This is a genomic window from Shewanella gelidii (assembly GCF_014647855.1).
In the GTDB taxonomy this organism is placed as follows: Bacteria; Pseudomonadota; Gammaproteobacteria; order Enterobacterales; family Shewanellaceae; genus Shewanella; species Shewanella gelidii.
In genome coordinates, this window is record NZ_BMPZ01000002.1 from 456121 (window position 1) to 473552 (window position 17432).

Below are 17432 nucleotides of genomic sequence, written 5' to 3' on the forward strand. Positions count from 1 at the left end.
GATCTTCAAAATTCTTCTTAAATGAATATAAGTGAAAACTATTATCATTTCAGTTTGAAAGTTTGATCTAGGTAAAATCATTGCCCTATAAGTTCAGATAAAATCGCTAGCATTAAAGTGGCAAGAGCTGTTGATGGTTGGAGTATAAATGAAATTGAGTCAGTTAAATCCTGGTGAAAGAGCCATGATTGCCGAAGTTGGTCAAATAAACCTTCCAAAGACAGTGAAAAGAAAATTGCTTTCGATGGGGATTACCCCAAATACTCGTTTTACGATGCTCAGAAGAGCGCCTATGGGCTCAGGACTTGAGCTTGATATTCGTGGCAGTAAACTATGTATGCGCAGAGATCTTGCCGACATTATTGAGGTAGTTAAAGCTAATGACTAAGCAGTTTCATTGCGTCACAGTCGGCAACCCAAATGCTGGCAAATCAACTTTATTCAACGCTCTGACGGGATCCAACCAACAGGTGGGTAACTGGTCGGGTGTAACTGTTGAAAAGAAGACCGGTCAATTTGCTATTGAAGATACCGATGTTTTCCTAACCGATCTCCCTGGAATTTATGACTTATTGCCTGCGGGTAAAACTTGCGACTGTTCTTTAGATGAGCAAATTGCTCAGCAATATCTCGCGGATCAACATATTGACGGCATTATTAACCTTGTCGACGCGACGAATATAGAACGCCACCTTTACCTGACTGCGCAGCTGCGAGAGTTAGGGATACCCATGGTGGTGGTCATTAATAAAATTGATGCCGCAACTAAACGCGGGATCCGTGTTGACCTCGGGAAAATGAGTGCGGAGTTAGGTTGTCCAGTTATCGGGGTTTGCTCGAGAAAAGAGCAAGATGTAGAACGTGTCAAAGAGCAATTTGTCGATCTGCTTGAAGGTCGCGTATCAGAAGAAGCTCTAGTACTTGAATATGATGATGCTATTGAAGCTGGTGTCAACGCGCTGCAGAGTAAAGATAGTCAGCTCGTTCGGGGGCGTGCGTTAGCAATGTTAGGCAATGGCCTTGGGTGTGGAACCTGCAAGAATAGCAAGATGCAGTCTGAAGTTACCCAAGTAACTGACGAGCTCAGCCGCCAAGGCAAAGATATTGAAATCATGGTTGCGACCACTCGCTTCAATTTTGTAGAAACTGTTTTCCGCGCTTCTGTCGTCGAAGATGATGCGTTAACCATGAGTGATAAGCTTGATAAACTTGTTTTACATCCAATCCTTGGTATCCCTGTATTCCTGTTCGTGATGTATTTGATGTTTATGTTCAGCATCAATGTTGGCAGCTCGTTTATTGATTTTTTTGATATTACTGCGGGTGCAATTTTTGTGGACCATATGGGCGCAGCCCTCTCGAATATGGGCTCACCAGATTGGTTAGTGACGATTGTCGCCGGTGGTATTGGTCAGGGCATTCAGACGGTCGCGACTTTTATACCGGTAATCGCAGCATTGTTCTTTGCTTTGTCAGTTTTAGAAAGCTCAGGTTATATGGCTCGGGCGGCGTTCGTGATTGACGGCTTAATGCGTCGCATTGGATTACCGGGGAAAGCATTCGTGCCTATGATTGTCGGTTTCGGTTGCTCGGTTCCTGCAATTATGGCAACGAGAACCCTCGGTAGTGAGCGTGAGCGAATTGTTACTGGCATGATGGCACCGTTTATGTCCTGTGGTGCACGCCTTCCTGTATATGCGCTTTTTGCCGCTGCGTTTTTCCCAGAATCCGGACAGAACCTAGTCTTTCTTCTTTATATCATAGGTATTTTTGCAGCGATTGGTACGGGATTGATGCTAAGCCGTACTTTATTGCCGGGTAGTAGCAGTGCGGTGGTGATGGAATTGCCGAGTTATGAACTGCCGAAAGTAAAAGCTGTGATGTCACGAACCGGTAAGCGCACGAAGAGTTTTATTCTCGGTGCTGGTAAAACCATTGTCGTGGTGGTCACTTTACTGAACTTTGTAAACTCAATTGGTGTGGATGGTAGCTTTGGTAACCAAGATAGCCAAGGTTCGTTTTTAAGTGTTGCGAGCCAAAAAGTTACGCCGATTTTTTCACCTATGGGTGTAGAACAAGATAATTGGCCAGCAACGGTTGGAATTATTACGGGAATTTTCGCTAAAGAAGCGGTTGTGGGGACTTTGAATAGCCTCTATAGCTCGGCCGACGAAGGTGGCGAAGAACTTGCCTCGATCAGCGACAGTATGCAAGAGGCATTGGCAACCATTCCTGAAAATCTATTTGGAATTGCACCGGAAGATCCGCTTTCAATTTCAGTTGGTGATGTCTCGAGTGAAGAAATTGCAGCTGAAGAGCAGGGCGTTGACCGTTCGACATTTGCGGCTTTGAAATCTGGATTTACGACAACGGCAGCCGCTTTTGCATATTTACTATTTATTTTGCTTTATACCCCATGTGTTGCAGCACTTGGCGCGCTGGTGGCTGAGTATGGTGCAAAATGGGCTCGCTTTTCGGCGCTATGGACCTTTGGGTTAGCTTACGGTGTCGCAACGGTTGTATATCAGGCAGCAACCTTCAATGCGCACCCGTTGCAATCCACGGCTTGGATAGTGTTCTTTAGCGGAGCTTTGATTGTGTTTTACCATTGGTTAAAACGCAAAGGTGCCCGCTCACAAGAAATCATACCGACAATTAAAATTATCACAGAATAGAGCGAGTTAGCGGACGATTAGAAAGCAGCTCATGTTGAGCTGCTTTTTTTATGGGCTTTTGACTCACCGATTTTAAGCAATCATTGACGTAAATTGTTAATTTGGGCATTGTAACTACGCGAGATCTATAGGATCATTGCAGTTTGTCAAAAATTTATTATGTGTGGCTAAGAGGAATTCCATGAGCGAAATGGGCACTGACGTTCGTCCAAGCAACTTCATCAGAAACATTATCGATGAAGATTTAGAAAGCGGTAAGCATACCAGTGTACATACCCGATTCCCGCCGGAACCAAACGGATACCTGCACATTGGGCACGCAAAGTCGATTTGCCTGAACTTTGGCATTGCTAAAGATTATAAAGGGCAATGTAATTTACGTTTTGATGATACCAATCCTGAAAAGGAGGATATCGATTACGTAAACTCTATCCAAGAAGATGTGCGTTGGTTAGGTTTTCAATGGGATGGCGATATTCGCTATTCATCAAATTATTTCGATCAGCTTCATCAATATGCGGTAGAGCTGATTGAAAAAGGACTAGCTTACGTTTGCTTCTTAAATGCCGAAGAGACGAGAGAATATCGTGGCACTTTGAAGGAACCTGGGAAAAATAGTCCGTATCGCGACACTACACCAGAAGAAAACCTCGAGTTATTTGAAAAGATGCGCCTTGGTGAATTTTCCGAGGGTGAATGCGCGCTAAGAGCCAAAATTGATATGGCGTCTTCGTTTATGTGCATGCGAGATCCGGTGATTTATCGCATACGCTATGCGCACCATCATCAAACTGGCGATAAATGGTGCATTTATCCCATGTATGACTTTACACATTGTATCTCAGATGCAATCGAAGATATTACGCATTCGTTGTGTACATTAGAGTTCCAAGACAATCGCCGTTTATATGATTGGGTTTTGGATAACTTAGATGACTTTCAAGCGCCAAACCGAACGCGTCAATATGAGTTTTCTCGCTTAAATTTAGAATACACCTTAATGTCTAAACGTAAGCTAAACGACTTGGTTGAGCGTGGCTTAGTTACTGGCTGGAATGATGCTAGAATGCCAACGATTGCCGGCTTACGTCGTCGTGGATATACACCGGCTTCTATCCGAGAGTTTTGTCATCGTATCGGTGTTACAAAACAAGAGAATATGATTGAAGTGGGCGTGCTCGATGCATGTGTTCGTGAAGAGCTCAACGAGAATGCACCACGTGCTATGGCCGTGATCAAGCCTATCAAGGTTGTGATTGAAAACTACTCTGAAGGTGAACTTGAGCAACTGACGGCACCAGCACATCCGAATATTGAATCAATGGGGACTCGCACACTACCTTTTGGACGCGAACTCTACATTGATACTGAAGATTTTCGTGAAGAGGCAAATAAAAAGTATAAGCGCTTGGTTTTGGGCAAAGAAGTCCGGTTGCGTAATGCTTATGTTATTAAGGCCGAGCGTTGTGAGAAAGATGCTGAAGGAAATGTGACGACCGTCTATTGTACCTATGATCCTGAAACGCTTGGTAAGAACCCAAGTGATGGGCGTAAAGTAAAAGGCGTGATTCATTGGGTCGAAGCTTCTTCTGCTAAGCCTGCGGAGTTTAGACTTTATGAGCGTTTATTCCTTGATGCTAATCCTGCAGCTGCAGATACTGTCGACGAGGTGCTAAATCCAAGCTCACTAACTGTCGTGAATGGCTTTGTTGAGCCGAGTTTAGTAGATGCGCAAGTCGAGCGAGCATATCAGTTTGAACGTGAAGGCTATTACTGTGCTGATAACCAAGACTCAAGTGAAGCGCATTTGGTGTTTAATTTGACGGTACCGTTAAGAGATTCATTTGCGTAATTGATAATGATTGCAAACTAAAAAAAGAAGGCTTATAGCCTTCTTTTTTATTTTGTGTCAGCCTTTGGGGCATGGAACAGCGTTGCTTTCTGAAGCTTAGGCTATTGGTACATTGGGCCAAATCCCATACTCCACAGGATAATACTACTTGCCATTAAAGCGACAAGTAAAACTAGTCCTGCTGTGACAACGGAGCTTGCGTAAATAAAGCCTTTTTCTTCGGGGATGTTCATTATGATTGGGACGCCGGTATATAGAAGGTAAACCGAATAAGTTAAGCCGACGAGTCCAACAAGCATGATAAACCAAAGTGTTGGATATAGTGCCGCAAATCCAACCATAAATAGCGGGGTTGCTGTGTATGAAGCTAGCTCAAAGGCTTGCGAAAAATTCGGGTTTGCATCAAATGTCTTTCCCATCCAAAGGGCTAAGTAAGCAAGACCAAAAACACCGCCAATTAAGCCGACGTACATCCCCACAGACATAAACAGTGCGCTTTGGCTTGTCAAAAATAGTGGCTCACCTGCGCCTGGGTTCCAACCGATATGTGCATTAGCAATATAACTGCAAATGGCGGGGATAAGTGCAATGACTAAAACGTGGCTGAGGCTCGACATTAACTCCTCATGGTTTTGTTCAATTGCTTTCCATTCTTGTTTCGGATGAGTGTAAAGCCCCATTAAGTGATTCAGTATCATTGTAGTTATCCTTGTTTAGCATGTGAATTGCTCGCCAAACTACAGACGAACGCTGTACCAGTAACCGAATTGTGCGTTGCTCTTTTATTAGACCTTGTTTATTTATTAGCCAAAAGTCGCATTACGTCAAGTTTTACCCGTATTTTAAACGATTCTCATTTATCTGTTAGATGGCCGTGATTGTCTGGTGATTTCTGATATCATCAACTTAAGATTAGTAACGTATTGAAAAGCATCATGGATCAACTGTTATCCCCCATATTAGACTTTTTAAAATGTGAAACACCGGAAGCTTGGGTAGAGGAAGCGCGTCGAAGTGAGCGGTTAAACTTGCTGTTGGTTGATCATTGTAATTGTGAATTGAAAGCTGCGCAGACAGCACTTTTGCTAATGAGGAAGTATGCTGTTGATGAGTCAAGCCAGGCCGAACTTGTCGCGTGGGCGAAGCCCTATGAACGGTTTATTTATGATAAATCTCGCGATCAATCTAATTTCCTAGCGCAAATGGCTCGGCAGCATAGTTTTGCTGGCCGACTCAAGCCCAAGGCCGGGGTTCAGTTTGGTGACGTGTTAATTGAAAAAATGGTGCGGCTTGTGAAAGAAGAGTTTCATCACTTCTATCAAGTTTTAGAGATCATGCAAAGTCGAGACATGGCTTACCAAAACATTCGCTCAGGCCATTATGCCAAAGGGTTGATGAAGCATGTGAGGACCTTTGAGCCTGCAGCATTAATTGATAAATTGATTATTGGCGCTTTGATTGAAGCTCGTTCATGTGAACGATTTGCCAAAATTGCCCCTTTTCTTCCCGAAGACCTAACGCGCTTTTATATCTCGCTTTTGCGCTCAGAATCACGACATTTTCAAGATTATATTGCCTTAGCTGAGCAAGTTGCTGGATGTGACATTGGCGAACGGGTGACCTATTTTGCGACATTGGAAGCGGATTTGATTTTGGCGCCCGATGATGAATTTAGATTTCACAGCGGTACGCCTCATGTTTAATCTGCTCATTTCTAGACGAAACCATGTTTGATGGTATAGCTAGAGTTTGAATGAGCTTAGGCTCATCTCATTTTTCGCCATGCTTAGCATACTGCCTTGTTCGTACCAATCGCCTAATACAATACGTTGTCTATTGTGCTCTAATTGATGAATATCTGGACGGTGCGTATGGCCATGGATCATCAGCGTTGCTTGGGTTTTCTGTAAAAGTGCTTCTACAGCGCTATTTTCAACATCCATGATGCTGTAACTTTTTTGCTGGTTCCCTTGCTGACTTTTCTGTCGAATATTGTTTGCAATAGTGCGACGTTTAGCCGTTGGTAAGTGAGCGTACAACCATTTGATTAAGGCTGAATTCCTAAAGCGGCGAAAGCGTTGATAGGGCTTATCGAGTGTACATAATGAATCCCCATGCAATATAACAGTTTGTGTGCCATATAAATTGATGACACAAACCTCGGGTAATAGCGTCAATCCCGCGGCTTTTGCAAATGGTTTACTGATCAGAAAGTCTCGATTACCGTGAATAAAAAAAATCGGTGTCGTTTGTGATAGTTGTTTTAGCTTGGCAGCGATATTGAGCGCAAACGGTTCTGCCAAATCGTCACCCATCCATATTTCAAACAAGTCACCCAGGATATATAGGGCATCAACGTCTTCTTGGCAGGAGTCAATGAAACGTTCGAAAGCGGCGGTAATATCAGGCCGATCTGCACTTAAGTGCAGATCGGCAATAAACAAAGTTTTCATGCAGCCTTTTCTTATTCGGCAACAGTAACTTTTTCGATGATAACCGCTTCTAAAGGTACATCTTGGTGCATACCGCGATTACCTGTATCGACGTTTTTGATTTTTTCAACGACGTCCATGCCTTCTGCAACTTTGGCAAATACACAGTATCCCCAACCTTGGACTGACTCATTTTTAAAATCTAAGAAATCGTTATCTTTAATGTTGATGAAGAACTGCGCTGTCGCAGAGTGTGGATCCGAAGTTCGAGCCATTGCTAAAGTGCCCACCTTGTTCGACAGACCGTTGTTTGCCTCATTTTTGATAGTCGCTTTAGTAGGCTTCTGTGCCATATCTTCAGTGAAACCGCCGCCTTGGATCATGAATCCGTCAATAACACGGTGAAAAATAGTACCGGCATAGAAATCTTCCTTTGCATACTCAAGAAAGTTTGCACAAGTTTCTGGTGCATTTTCAGTATCAAGTTCGATTTTGATATCGCCTAAATTTGTGTGCAATGTGATCATGATATTTTTACCTTTAAAATATTAAGTGGCAGGATTCTAACTTATATAGGTTGGGGCTTAAAGTCCTGTATTCAAGCTTATTTCAGCGTGATAAACTGCCAGCCCTGATTTATGTCTGCGTTTTTTGATAATGGAATGAGAGCCAAGGTGCTGTCTTGTCATTATTCACAATCAAATAAAACGTTGGGCAGGTTGTAGCAAATAGTCAAAGTACTACTGAAAGAGAATATCAATGTTAAAAATATACAATACGATGAGTCGTCAAAAAGAAGAGTTTAAGCCGATAAACCCTGGCAAAGTTGGTATGTATGTTTGTGGTATTACAATTTACGATTTGTGCCATATTGGCCATGGTCGCACTTTTGTCTCTTTCGATATGATTGTTCGTTACCTACGCTACTGTGGTTACGATGTGAATTACCAGCGTAATATCACAGATGTTGATGACAAAATTATCCAGCGTGCAAATGAAAACAAAGAAAGCTGCGAAGCACTGACTGAACGCTTGATCGGTGAAATGCATAGTGACTTTGATGCGCTGAATATGGAACGTCCTGATTTTGAGCCTCGAGCGACACTACATATTGACGAAATTATTGAAATGGTTCAGCGCTTAATCGAGCGAAAACATGCCTATGTGGCCGCCAATGGTGATGTATTATTTAGTGTGCCTTCCTATGCGCAGTATGGTCAGTTGTCTGGTCAGAACCTAGAGCAGTTGCAGGCGGGGGCGCGGGTTGAGGTTGATGAAGACAAACACAACCCGATGGACTTTGTATTATGGAAAATGTCTAAGCCAGGAGAGCCAACTTGGGAATCTCCATGGGGAGCGGGCCGACCGGGATGGCACATTGAGTGCTCTGCAATGAACAGTAAACATCTTGGTTTACATTTTGATATTCACGGCGGAGGCTCAGATCTACAGTTTCCTCACCATGAAAATGAGATAGCACAATCGTGCTGTGCTCATGATACGCCATACGTTAATTACTGGATGCATACCGGTATGGTGATGGTGGATAAAGAAAAGATGTCAAAGTCTTTGAATAACTTCTTCACGATCCGTGATGTGTTAGCGCACTACGATCCTGCTACAGTACGTTATTTTCTCCTATCTGGACACTATCGAAGCCAGTTAAATTATTCAGAAGACAACTTAAAACAAGCCAAAGCTGCATTAGAGAGACTATATACAGCTTTGAAAGGGCTTGATTTATCAGTTGAAGCCGCAGCGGCAGAAGAGTATGTCAGCAAATTTAAAACATCGATGGATGATGATTTTAATACGCCTGAAGCTTATTCAGTATTATTTGATATGGTACGCGAAATTAATCGCTTAAAAACAACTGATATGGCGGCGGCTTCTGCTCTTGGTGTTAGTCTGAAACAATTGGCCGATGTGCTTGGCATTTTAGATCAAGATGTTGATGCGTTCTTTAAAGGCGAAGGCAATGATGATGAAGTTGCTAAAATTGAAGCCCTTATTGTTGAAAGAAATCGAGCCAGATCAGAGAAAGATTGGGCTGCGGCGGATGTAGCTCGCGATGGCCTCAATGCCCTCGGTGTTGTGTTAGAAGATGGTCCAAACGGAACCACTTGGCGTAAAAAATAAAGTTGTTATTTTTAGCCGAAAAAGCCTGCAATTTGCAGGCTTTTTTGTATGAATTATTTGAGCATTGAGTGAACTGCATCTCGAGTGCACTAGCGAGCGAGACTTTTTAGCAATCTGCTCCTAACGAAATAAATAGCATACTCCAGTCAACTGTTTGCATTCATGTTAGTCGTGGTAGTTTTCATTTGCGTACAATGTATTTTCTAACAAGCTCGCAATTGTCATTGGGCCGACGCCACCTGGAACTGGGGTAATCCAACTAGCGCTCTGACTTGCGACTTCGAAATCAACATCGCCAACCAGTTGCCCTGATTCAAGGCGATTAATGCCTACATCAATAACAATTGCGCCTGGCTTAATCCACTCGCCTGGAATAAATCCGGGTTTACCGACGGCGACAACTAATAAGTCGGCTTGTCTCACTTTTGCTTCTAAATCTTTTGTGAAGCGATGGCAGGTTGTTGTGGTGCAGCCTGCCAATAGAAGTTCGAGTGTCATGGGGCGGCCAACGATGTTTGAGGCACCAACGACAACTGCATCTAGTCCGTGAGTTGCAATACCGGTCGACTTTACAAGAGTCATAATACCCATCGGCGTGCATGACCTTAATACTGGAATGCGCTGAGCGAGTCGGCCTACGTTATATGGATGAAAACCATCCACATCTTTATTCGGCTGAATTCTTTCAATAACCTTAGTGTCATCAATATGTTCAGGTAAGGGCAACTGAACGAGGATGCCATCAATGCTAGGATCTTCATTGCATTGATCAATCAGTGCGAGTAAATCACGCTCTGATGTTTCTGTTTCTAAATCATATGAACGTGAAACAAAACCAACCTCTTCACAGGCCCGTCGCTTACTACCGACATAAACCTGCGATGCTGCATCGCTTCCCACCAAAATGACCGCTAAGCCTGGCGCTCTTTTACCGGCAGCTACTCGAGCACTGACTTTTTGTTTTAATTGTGAACGAATAGATTGGGCGATAGCCTTACCATCAATCAATTGAGCTGTCATTGGCGGTGATGTTCCTTGTTAATGCTGCTACGGAGGGCGATAAAACGGCGATATTTTAGCATTGGCAGATCTGGGTGTCACCGTTAATACTCTGTTTCCGCTTTTCAAAACGATGATATAAATTCAATAATCTAGGCTTGAGAGATTGAATGCAGATAGAATTAGCTGGTAAATTCGCCATGCAAGCATTCAAATCCAAAAAGTTATTGACGCTGCATAGGCGAGGGGATAATATGCGCTCCGTTCAAGCGATACTGTATATCAGGACGCTGTGAATATCCGGTGATTAGCGCAGCCCGGTAGCGCATCTGCTTTGGGAGCAGAGGGTCAGAGGTTCGAATCCTCTATCACCGACCAAATTTAGGAACTTTGATTTGACGTACTAAATCGAAGTGCCATTGAAAGTTACAACTGATATGTAATTCATATTAGTGAAGAGTAGTTCTGTTCGACGCGCCCGTAGCTCAGTTGGATAGAGCATCCGCCTTCTAAGCGGATGGCCGCAGGTTCGAATCCTGCCGGGCGTACCATTTTCAGTGGTGATTGTAGCTCAGTTGGTAGAGCCCCGGATTGTGATTCCGGTTGTCGTGGGTTCAAGTCCCATCAGTCACCCCACTTCTTTTTGAAGAAAAATAAAAAAAGCGACCTTAGGTCGCTTTTTTTACGTCTTTATTTCTTCATATTAGGTCGACTCCATTGATATCGATAGCTATAATGTCGCGTCTTGATAAATATCAACAACGAATGACGGTAACTATAGCCAATATTTGCAGGTCAATGTCGTCACAATTTTTAGATCAAGAAACGAATACCTTAATAGTTGACTATCTCGACTATTAGCAAAGGACGTTAGACATATTTGAGGTTAAAACAATGCAAGTTTCTGTTGAAACAACACAAGGCTTAGAGCGTCGCCTGACCATTTCTTTTCCTGCTGAGCAGATCGAAACGCCGGTTAAAGACATGTTAGTCCAAGAAGCTAAAACTGCTCGCATCTCTGGTTTCCGTCCAGGTAAAGTACCAGTGAGTGTGATCAACAAGCGTTATGGTAAGGCAATTCGTCAAGACGTAATTGGTCGTGCTATGCAGCAGAACTTCGTAGAAGCCATTGTTGCCGAAAAACTAAACCCAGCGGGTGCACCGACATTTACGCCAGGTGAAACTAAAGACGAGCAGTTTGAGTTTGTTGCGACTTTTGAAGTTTATCCAGAAGTAGAGCTAAAAGCTGTTGATGCGCTTGAAGTTGAAAAGCCAGTTGCTGAAGTAAAAGATGCTGATGTTGACGCGATGATTGATACTCTTCGTCAGCAACATGCATCTTATGATGCTGTAGAGCGTGCTGTTGAAGATGGCGACAAAGTTAAATTGAACTTTGTCGGTAGTGTTGATGGTGAAGAGTTTGAAGGCGGCAAAGCTGATGACTTCGAACTTCAAATCGGCAGCAGCCGTATGATCCCTGGTTTTGAAGATGGTGTAATTGGCCACAAAGCTGGTGAAGAGTTCGATATCGAAGTCGCATTCCCTGAAGATTACCACGCAGAAAACCTAAAAGGTAAAGCTGCGACATTTGCTATCACGCTGAATGAAGTTCTTGCTGCAACGCTACCAGAAGTTAACGATGAGTTTGCTTCTTTGTTTGGTATCGCAGAAGGCGGCCTAGAAGGTCTGAAAACTGAAATCCGTAAGAACATGAATCGTGAGCTTGATCAAGCGCTTAAAGCTGAAGTTAAGCAACAAGTGATCAATGGTCTACTTGAAAGCAACGAACTAGAGCTTCCAAAAGCACTGATCGACGGTGAAATTGAAGTGCTACGCAAGCAAGCGATGCAGCGTTTCGGTGCCCAAGGTGCTGAAAACATGCCTGAGCTACCAGCTGATTTGTTCACTGATGAAGCAGAGCGCCGCGTGAAAGTTGGTCTACTTCTTGGTGAAGTGATTAAAGCAAACGAGCTTAAAGCTGAAGATGAGCGTGTTCAAGGCTTAATCGAGTCTATGGCTTCTGCATACGAAGATCCAAAAGAAGTTGTTGCTTACTACAACGGTAACGAAGAGTTAATGAACAATATGCGCAACGTTGCCCTTGAAGAGCAAGCTGTTGAATTCTTACTTGAACAAGCTAAAGTTACCGACAAGCCTGTTGAATTCGAAGAATTTATGAACAAGGCTAAGGCTCAAGTATAAGCTTCGCTTGACTTAATTGGCACTTAGCCATTTATAATGGCTCGTATGAGGTCTCTCGTACGAGCCATTTTTATTTTAGGGAAATTACATGATGCATAATGCGCCAGAATCAGTACTGAATGCTCTCGTTCCTATGGTGGTTGAACAGACGTCGAAGGGCGAGCGCTCTTATGATATCTATTCTCGTCTACTAAAAGAACGAGTGATTTTTTTAGTCGGTCAAGTTGAAGAACATATGGCGAACTTAATTGTCGCTCAGTTACTGTTTTTGGAATCTGAAAGCCCAGATAAAGATATTTATCTTTATATTAATTCTCCTGGTGGTTCTGTGACTGCTGGGATGGCGATATACGACACCATGCAATTCATTAAACCTAATGTCAGCACGGTATGCATGGGGCAAGCTTGCAGTATGGGTGCCTTTCTCCTTGCCGGTGGTGCAGCAGGAAAACGTCATTGTTTACCGAATTCTCGCGTGATGATTCATCAGCCCCTAGGCGGTTTTCAAGGTCAGGCTTCGGATATTGCGATTCATGCACAAGAGATCCTCGGTATTAAGAAAAAACTGAATCAGATGTTGGCCGATCATACCGGACAGCCACTTGAAGTTATTGAAAGCGATACCGATCGAGATAACTTTATGAGTGCCGAAGAAGCAGTCGAATATGGCCTTGTCGATTCAGTGTTGAGTAAGCGAAGCTGATTTTTGCCTAGCGCTACGCTATCATGTGTGTAATAGCGTAAATAAAGATATAGAAGGCAGTGAGAACAACTCGCTGCAGTTAGAGGTAGTGTAATGGGCGACAATAAAAGTAGCGGTGATAATGGTAAGTTGCTGTATTGCTCTTTCTGTGGAAAGAGTCAGCATGAGGTGCGTAAGCTTATCGCCGGTCCTTCTGTGTATGTATGTGATGAATGTGTCGAGCTGTGTAATGACATCATTCGAGAAGAGATTAAAGAAATATCACCTAAGCGTGATGAAGATAAGTTGCCAACACCACATGAGCTTCGCGCACACCTTGATGATTATGTAATTGGTCAGCCGCAAGCCAAAAAAGTGCTATCTGTTGCCGTCTACAATCACTATAAACGCTTAAGAAATGGCACGCCTAAAGATGGAATCGAGCTAGGTAAAAGTAATATTTTGCTTATTGGGCCAACCGGTAGTGGTAAAACGCTACTCGCTGAAACCCTTGCTCGTTTTCTTGATGTGCCGTTTACCATGGCCGATGCAACGACTTTGACTGAAGCAGGTTATGTCGGTGAAGATGTGGAAAACATCATTCAGAAATTGTTACAAAAGTGCGATTACGATGTTGAAAAAGCGCAGCGCGGTATTGTCTATATTGATGAAATTGACAAAATCAGCCGTAAGTCTGACAACCCTTCAATCACGAGGGATGTTTCTGGTGAAGGTGTGCAGCAAGCATTACTGAAGCTGATTGAAGGAACTGTTGCAGCTGTGCCGCCACAAGGTGGGCGTAAGCATCCGCAGCAAGAGTTTTTACAAGTTGATACATCAAAGATTTTATTTGTATGTGGTGGTGCTTTTGCAGGTCTAGAGAAGGTGATTGAGCAACGCTCGAATACCGGAACGGGTATCGGCTTTGGTGCTGAAGTGAAAGCTTCTGGGGATAAAGCGACGCTTTCAGACTCGTTCTTGAAAGTTGAACCCGAAGATTTGGTGAAGTACGGATTAATTCCTGAGTTTATTGGTCGTCTGCCAGTACTTGCAACGCTTACCGAACTAGATGAAGAAGCATTAGTGCAAATTTTATCTGAGCCGAAGAATGCTTTAACGAAGCAATATGGCGCTCTTTTCGATATGGAAGAAGTCGAATTAGAGTTTCGTGAAGATGCGTTGAAGGCAATTGCACAAAAAGCAATGGAGCGTAAAACAGGTGCGCGTGGTCTGCGTTCAATTGTGGAAGATATTTTGCTTGATACCATGTACGACTTACCTTCTGTGGAAGGGGTTGTAAAAGCGGTTATTGATGAGTCTGTAGTGAAAGGCGAGTCTGAGCCCATTCTCATTTATGAGAATAACGAATCACAGGTGGCATCAGGAGAGCAATAATTCTTCTAATGATATCGATATGAAAAATAAGGAGTCTTTTAGGCTCCTTTTTTTATGTTTGCCATTGAAACTCGATGACCCGTCCCAATATACTGAGTTAACGCACTCACAATCATCAAACGGAATCGAACTATGACCATAGAAAATCAAGCTCATATCGAACTACCCGTGCTACCACTAAGAGATGTGGTGGTTTATCCACATATGGTAATTCCGTTATTTGTTGGCCGCGAGAAATCGATTCGTTGCTTAGAAGCAGCTATGGAACAAGATAAGCAAGTTATCTTGGTTGCTCAACGCGACGCCGAACTCGACGATCCAACCAGTGACGATATCTTCGAAGTAGGCACTATTGCCTCAATTTTACAACTTCTTAAGCTCCCAGACGGTACCGTAAAAGTTCTTGTTGAAGGCGGACGTCGCGCACGCATTGAAAAATACACCCAAGAAGAAGATTACTTTGTTGCTACGGCACAGTCGCTTGTGGCAGAAGAGCTTGACGAAAAAGAAGAAGAAGTTCTTGTTCGTTCAGCGATATCGCAATTTGAAGGTTACATCAAGCTCAATAAAAAAATCCCACCAGAGGTTTTAACTTCGCTTTCGGGGATTGATGAAGCTGCACGTTTAGCCGATACCATGGCTGCACATATGCCTTTGAAGCTTGAAGACAAGCAAGCCGTGTTAGAAATGGTCGATGTTGGTAAGCGCCTAGAGCATTTAATGGCGATGATGGAGGGCGAAATTGATCTATTACAGGTTGAGAAGCGCATCCGTACGCGTGTTAAGAAACAGATGGAAAAGAGCCAGCGAGAGTACTATCTGAATGAGCAAATGAAAGCGATTCAGAAAGAGCTTGGTGATCTAGATGAAAGCCATGACGAGTTTGAAGGTCTTGGCAAGAAAATCGAAGAAGCAGGTATGCCTGCCGAAGCGAAAGAAAAAGCGTTGTCAGAGCTGAATAAATTGAAAATGATGTCGCCGATGTCAGCTGAAGCGACCGTTGTTCGTAGCTACGTGGATTGGATGACTTCAGTCCCATGGCGTCAGCGCTCAAAAATTAAACGCGACCTAAGTAAAGCGCAAGATGTGCTTGATACTGATCACTTTGGTTTAGAAAAAGTTAAAGAGCGTATTCTCGAATACCTAGCGGTTCAGAGCCGCGTCAAGCAATTGAAAGGCCCGATCCTTTGCCTTGTGGGGCCACCAGGTGTGGGTAAAACCTCGTTAGGGCAATCGATTGCGAAATCAACTGGTCGTAAGTATGTTCGTGTTGCTTTGGGTGGGGTTCGAGATGAAGCAGAAATTCGCGGTCATCGCAGAACTTATATCGGTTCAATGCCTGGTAAAATTATCCAAAAAATGTCTAAAGTGGGCGTGAAAAACCCATTATTCCTACTGGATGAAATCGATAAGATGAGTTCAGATATGCGCGGTGACCCATCTTCGGCGCTGCTGGAAGTTTTAGACCCGGAACAAAATGCGAGTTTCAGTGATCATTACCTAGAGGTTGATTACGATCTTTCAGACGTGATGTTTGTTGCAACATCGAACTCGATGAATATTCCTGGCCCCTTATTGGACCGTATGGAAGTGATCCGTCTTTCTGGTTATACAGAAGATGAAAAGCTGAATATTGCTAAGCAGCATCTATTGACTAAGCAAATAGAGCGCAACGGCTTAAAACCAGCAGAGATTCAAGTTGATGATAGCGCGATTTTGGGCATCATTCGCTACTATACCCGTGAAGCGGGTGTGCGTTCACTGGAGCGAGAATTGTCTAAAATCTGCCGCAAGGTAGTGAAGAAAATCTTGCTGGATAAGTCAATCAAGACTGTTGAAGTGACTGAAGAAAACCTTAAGTCTTTACTAGGCGTACAGCGCTTTGACTACGGCAAGGCAGAGTCAGAAAATCAGATTGGTCAGGTACGTGGCTTAGCGTGGACTGAAGTTGGTGGCGATCTGCTCACGATTGAAGCAACGTCAGTTGCAGGGAAAGGTAAGCTTGCTTATACCGGTTCTCTGGGTGACGTTATGCAAGAGTCTATCCAAGCGGCAATGACCGTCGTACGGGCTCGAGCAGAGCAACTTGGCATCAATAGTGACTTCTATGAGAAACGTGATATTCACGTTCACGTACCTGAAGGGGCAACGCCAAAAGATGGCCCTTCAGCAGGTGCTGCGATGTGTACTGCGTTGGTTTCTAGTTTAACTGGCAACCCAATACGCTCTGATGTTGCGATGACAGGTGAGATTACTTTACGGGGTGAAGTGTTACCGATTGGTGGCTTAAAAGAGAAGTTATTAGCGGCTCATCGAGGTGGTATTAAATTGGTATTAATTCCAAAAGATAATGAAAGAGATCTTGAGGAAATCCCGGATAATGTCATCGCGGATCTTGATATTCGCCCAGTGCAATGGGTTGATGAAGTGCTCAAGTTGGCATTAGAAAGACCAATTGAAGGGTTTGAGGTAGTAAAAAATACCGGTTAATGCAAGAAATTGCTGAATAAACCCAAAAAAACATGAAAAAAGGGATTAACTAAGCTCAAAGCTGTGGTAGCCTAAGGCCTGTGGAGGGTCTGGTTGCTTCCAAGCCCTTGGCGTGACTGGCTTTGAGCTGTATCCAATTATTATTTTTGGGTTTTCGTACTAAGCTTGAACTTTGCTTTCAGGCTTGATATAAAAAGTCTCCGCAGACCGCTCTAGAGAGGGAATTGGTTGCGGCGAAAAAAATTAAAATCAAGGGGATGACATGAACAAATCTGAACTAATCGAGAAAATCGCTTCTGGTGCTGACATTTCTAAAGCGGCTGCTGGCCGTGCACTAGATTCTTTTATCGCAGCGGTAACTGACGGCTTAAAAGAAGGCGATAAGATTTCTCTTGTTGGTTTCGGTACTTTTGAAGTGCGTCAGCGCGCTGAGCGTACTGGTCGTAACCCACAAACGGGTAAAGAAATTAAAATCGCAGCTGCAAATATCCCAGCATTCAAAGCGGGTAAAGCACTGAAAGACGCTGTTAACTAATTTAACACCGTAGCCATTATATGGTTCTGTA

General features: G+C 43.5%; 14 protein-coding genes and 3 tRNA genes. 13 read left to right on the top strand and 4 right to left on the bottom strand.

Annotated elements, in window-relative coordinates:
- Positions 1 to 148: 148 nt before the first annotated feature.
- From IEY18_RS05500 to glnS, 3 genes are all read left to right on the top strand, one after another.
- Positions 149 to 388, top strand: a complete 240-nt coding sequence (locus IEY18_RS05500; RefSeq protein WP_188918635.1) for a FeoA family protein — start codon at positions 149 to 151, stop codon at positions 386 to 388.
- Complete coding sequence (feoB, locus tag IEY18_RS05505) at positions 381 to 2675, top strand: Fe(2+) transporter permease subunit FeoB (RefSeq protein WP_188918637.1); 2295 nt, start codon at positions 381 to 383, stop codon at positions 2673 to 2675. The genes IEY18_RS05500 and feoB overlap by 8 nt, the downstream gene beginning before the upstream one ends.
- Before the next feature lie 181 nt (positions 2676 to 2856).
- On the top strand, positions 2857 to 4527 hold the full coding sequence (gene glnS, locus IEY18_RS05510; RefSeq protein WP_188918638.1) for a glutamine--tRNA ligase: 1671 nt from the start codon (positions 2857 to 2859) through the stop codon (positions 4525 to 4527).
- A 101-nt stretch (positions 4528 to 4628) separates the two neighbouring features.
- On the opposite strand, the gene IEY18_RS05515 is transcribed toward glnS, so the two are convergent.
- Entirely contained in the window at positions 4629 to 5225 is a 597-nt protein-coding gene (locus tag IEY18_RS05515; protein ID WP_188918640.1) for a Yip1 family protein, read from the bottom strand.
- A gap of 237 nt (positions 5226 to 5462) precedes the next feature.
- On the opposite strand from IEY18_RS05515, the gene miaE reads away from it, so the two are divergent.
- Positions 5463 to 6230 (top strand): tRNA isopentenyl-2-thiomethyl-A-37 hydroxylase MiaE, encoded by a 768-nt coding sequence (miaE, locus tag IEY18_RS05520; protein ID WP_188918642.1) that lies wholly within the window; start codon positions 5463 to 5465, stop codon positions 6228 to 6230.
- Positions 6231 to 6269: 39 nt separating this feature from the next.
- Here miaE and IEY18_RS05525 read toward each other — a convergent pair whose 3' ends face one another.
- Both IEY18_RS05525 and IEY18_RS05530 read right to left on the bottom strand, forming a co-directional pair.
- Entirely contained in the window at positions 6270 to 6980 is a 711-nt protein-coding gene (locus tag IEY18_RS05525) for a UDP-2,3-diacylglucosamine diphosphatase (RefSeq protein WP_188918644.1), read from the bottom strand.
- An 11-nt stretch (positions 6981 to 6991) separates the two neighbouring features.
- Positions 6992 to 7486 carry a peptidylprolyl isomerase gene (locus IEY18_RS05530; protein WP_188918645.1) on the bottom strand — a complete coding sequence of 165 codons (495 nt, stop codon included), beginning with the start codon at positions 7484 to 7486 and terminating at the stop codon, positions 6992 to 6994.
- Positions 7487 to 7718: 232 nt separating this feature from the next.
- On the opposite strand from IEY18_RS05530, the gene cysS reads away from it, so the two are divergent.
- Positions 7719 to 9098, top strand: coding sequence for a cysteine--tRNA ligase (cysS, locus tag IEY18_RS05535; protein ID WP_188918647.1), 1380 nt, complete (start codon positions 7719 to 7721; stop codon positions 9096 to 9098).
- A 165-nt stretch (positions 9099 to 9263) separates the two neighbouring features.
- Here the strand turns inward: cysS and folD are convergent, their stop codons facing one another.
- Entirely contained in the window at positions 9264 to 10118 is an 855-nt protein-coding gene (gene folD / locus IEY18_RS05540; RefSeq protein ID WP_188918649.1) for a bifunctional methylenetetrahydrofolate dehydrogenase/methenyltetrahydrofolate cyclohydrolase FolD, read from the bottom strand.
- A 280-nt stretch (positions 10119 to 10398) separates the two neighbouring features.
- On the opposite strand from folD, the gene IEY18_RS05545 reads away from it, so the two are divergent.
- From IEY18_RS05545 to hupB, 8 genes are all read left to right on the top strand, one after another.
- Positions 10399 to 10475: transfer RNA gene (locus IEY18_RS05545), tRNA-Pro, on the top strand.
- Between the two features lie 96 nt (positions 10476 to 10571).
- Positions 10572 to 10648, top strand: a tRNA-Arg gene (locus tag IEY18_RS05550).
- 9 nt (positions 10649 to 10657) lie between these two features.
- Positions 10658 to 10733, top strand: a tRNA-His gene (locus tag IEY18_RS05555).
- A 258-nt stretch (positions 10734 to 10991) separates the two neighbouring features.
- The gene (tig, locus tag IEY18_RS05560) at positions 10992 to 12299 is read left to right on the top strand and encodes a trigger factor (protein WP_188918651.1); all 1308 of its coding nucleotides are present in this window, start codon (positions 10992 to 10994) and stop codon (positions 12297 to 12299) included.
- A gap of 91 nt (positions 12300 to 12390) precedes the next feature.
- The gene (gene clpP, locus IEY18_RS05565; protein ID WP_188919178.1) at positions 12391 to 13002 is read left to right on the top strand and encodes an ATP-dependent Clp endopeptidase proteolytic subunit ClpP; all 612 of its coding nucleotides are present in this window, start codon (positions 12391 to 12393) and stop codon (positions 13000 to 13002) included.
- 93 nt (positions 13003 to 13095) lie between these two features.
- A complete protein-coding gene (clpX, locus tag IEY18_RS05570; RefSeq protein ID WP_188918653.1) occupies positions 13096 to 14376 on the top strand; it encodes an ATP-dependent protease ATP-binding subunit ClpX in 1281 nt (426 codons plus the stop codon).
- Between the two features lie 132 nt (positions 14377 to 14508).
- The gene (lon, locus tag IEY18_RS05575) at positions 14509 to 16866 is read left to right on the top strand and encodes an endopeptidase La (protein WP_188918655.1); all 2358 of its coding nucleotides are present in this window, start codon (positions 14509 to 14511) and stop codon (positions 16864 to 16866) included.
- A gap of 262 nt (positions 16867 to 17128) precedes the next feature.
- A complete protein-coding gene (gene hupB, locus IEY18_RS05580) occupies positions 17129 to 17401 on the top strand; it encodes a nucleoid-associated protein HU-beta (protein ID WP_188918657.1) in 273 nt (90 codons plus the stop codon).
- Positions 17402 to 17432 lie beyond the last annotated feature (31 nt).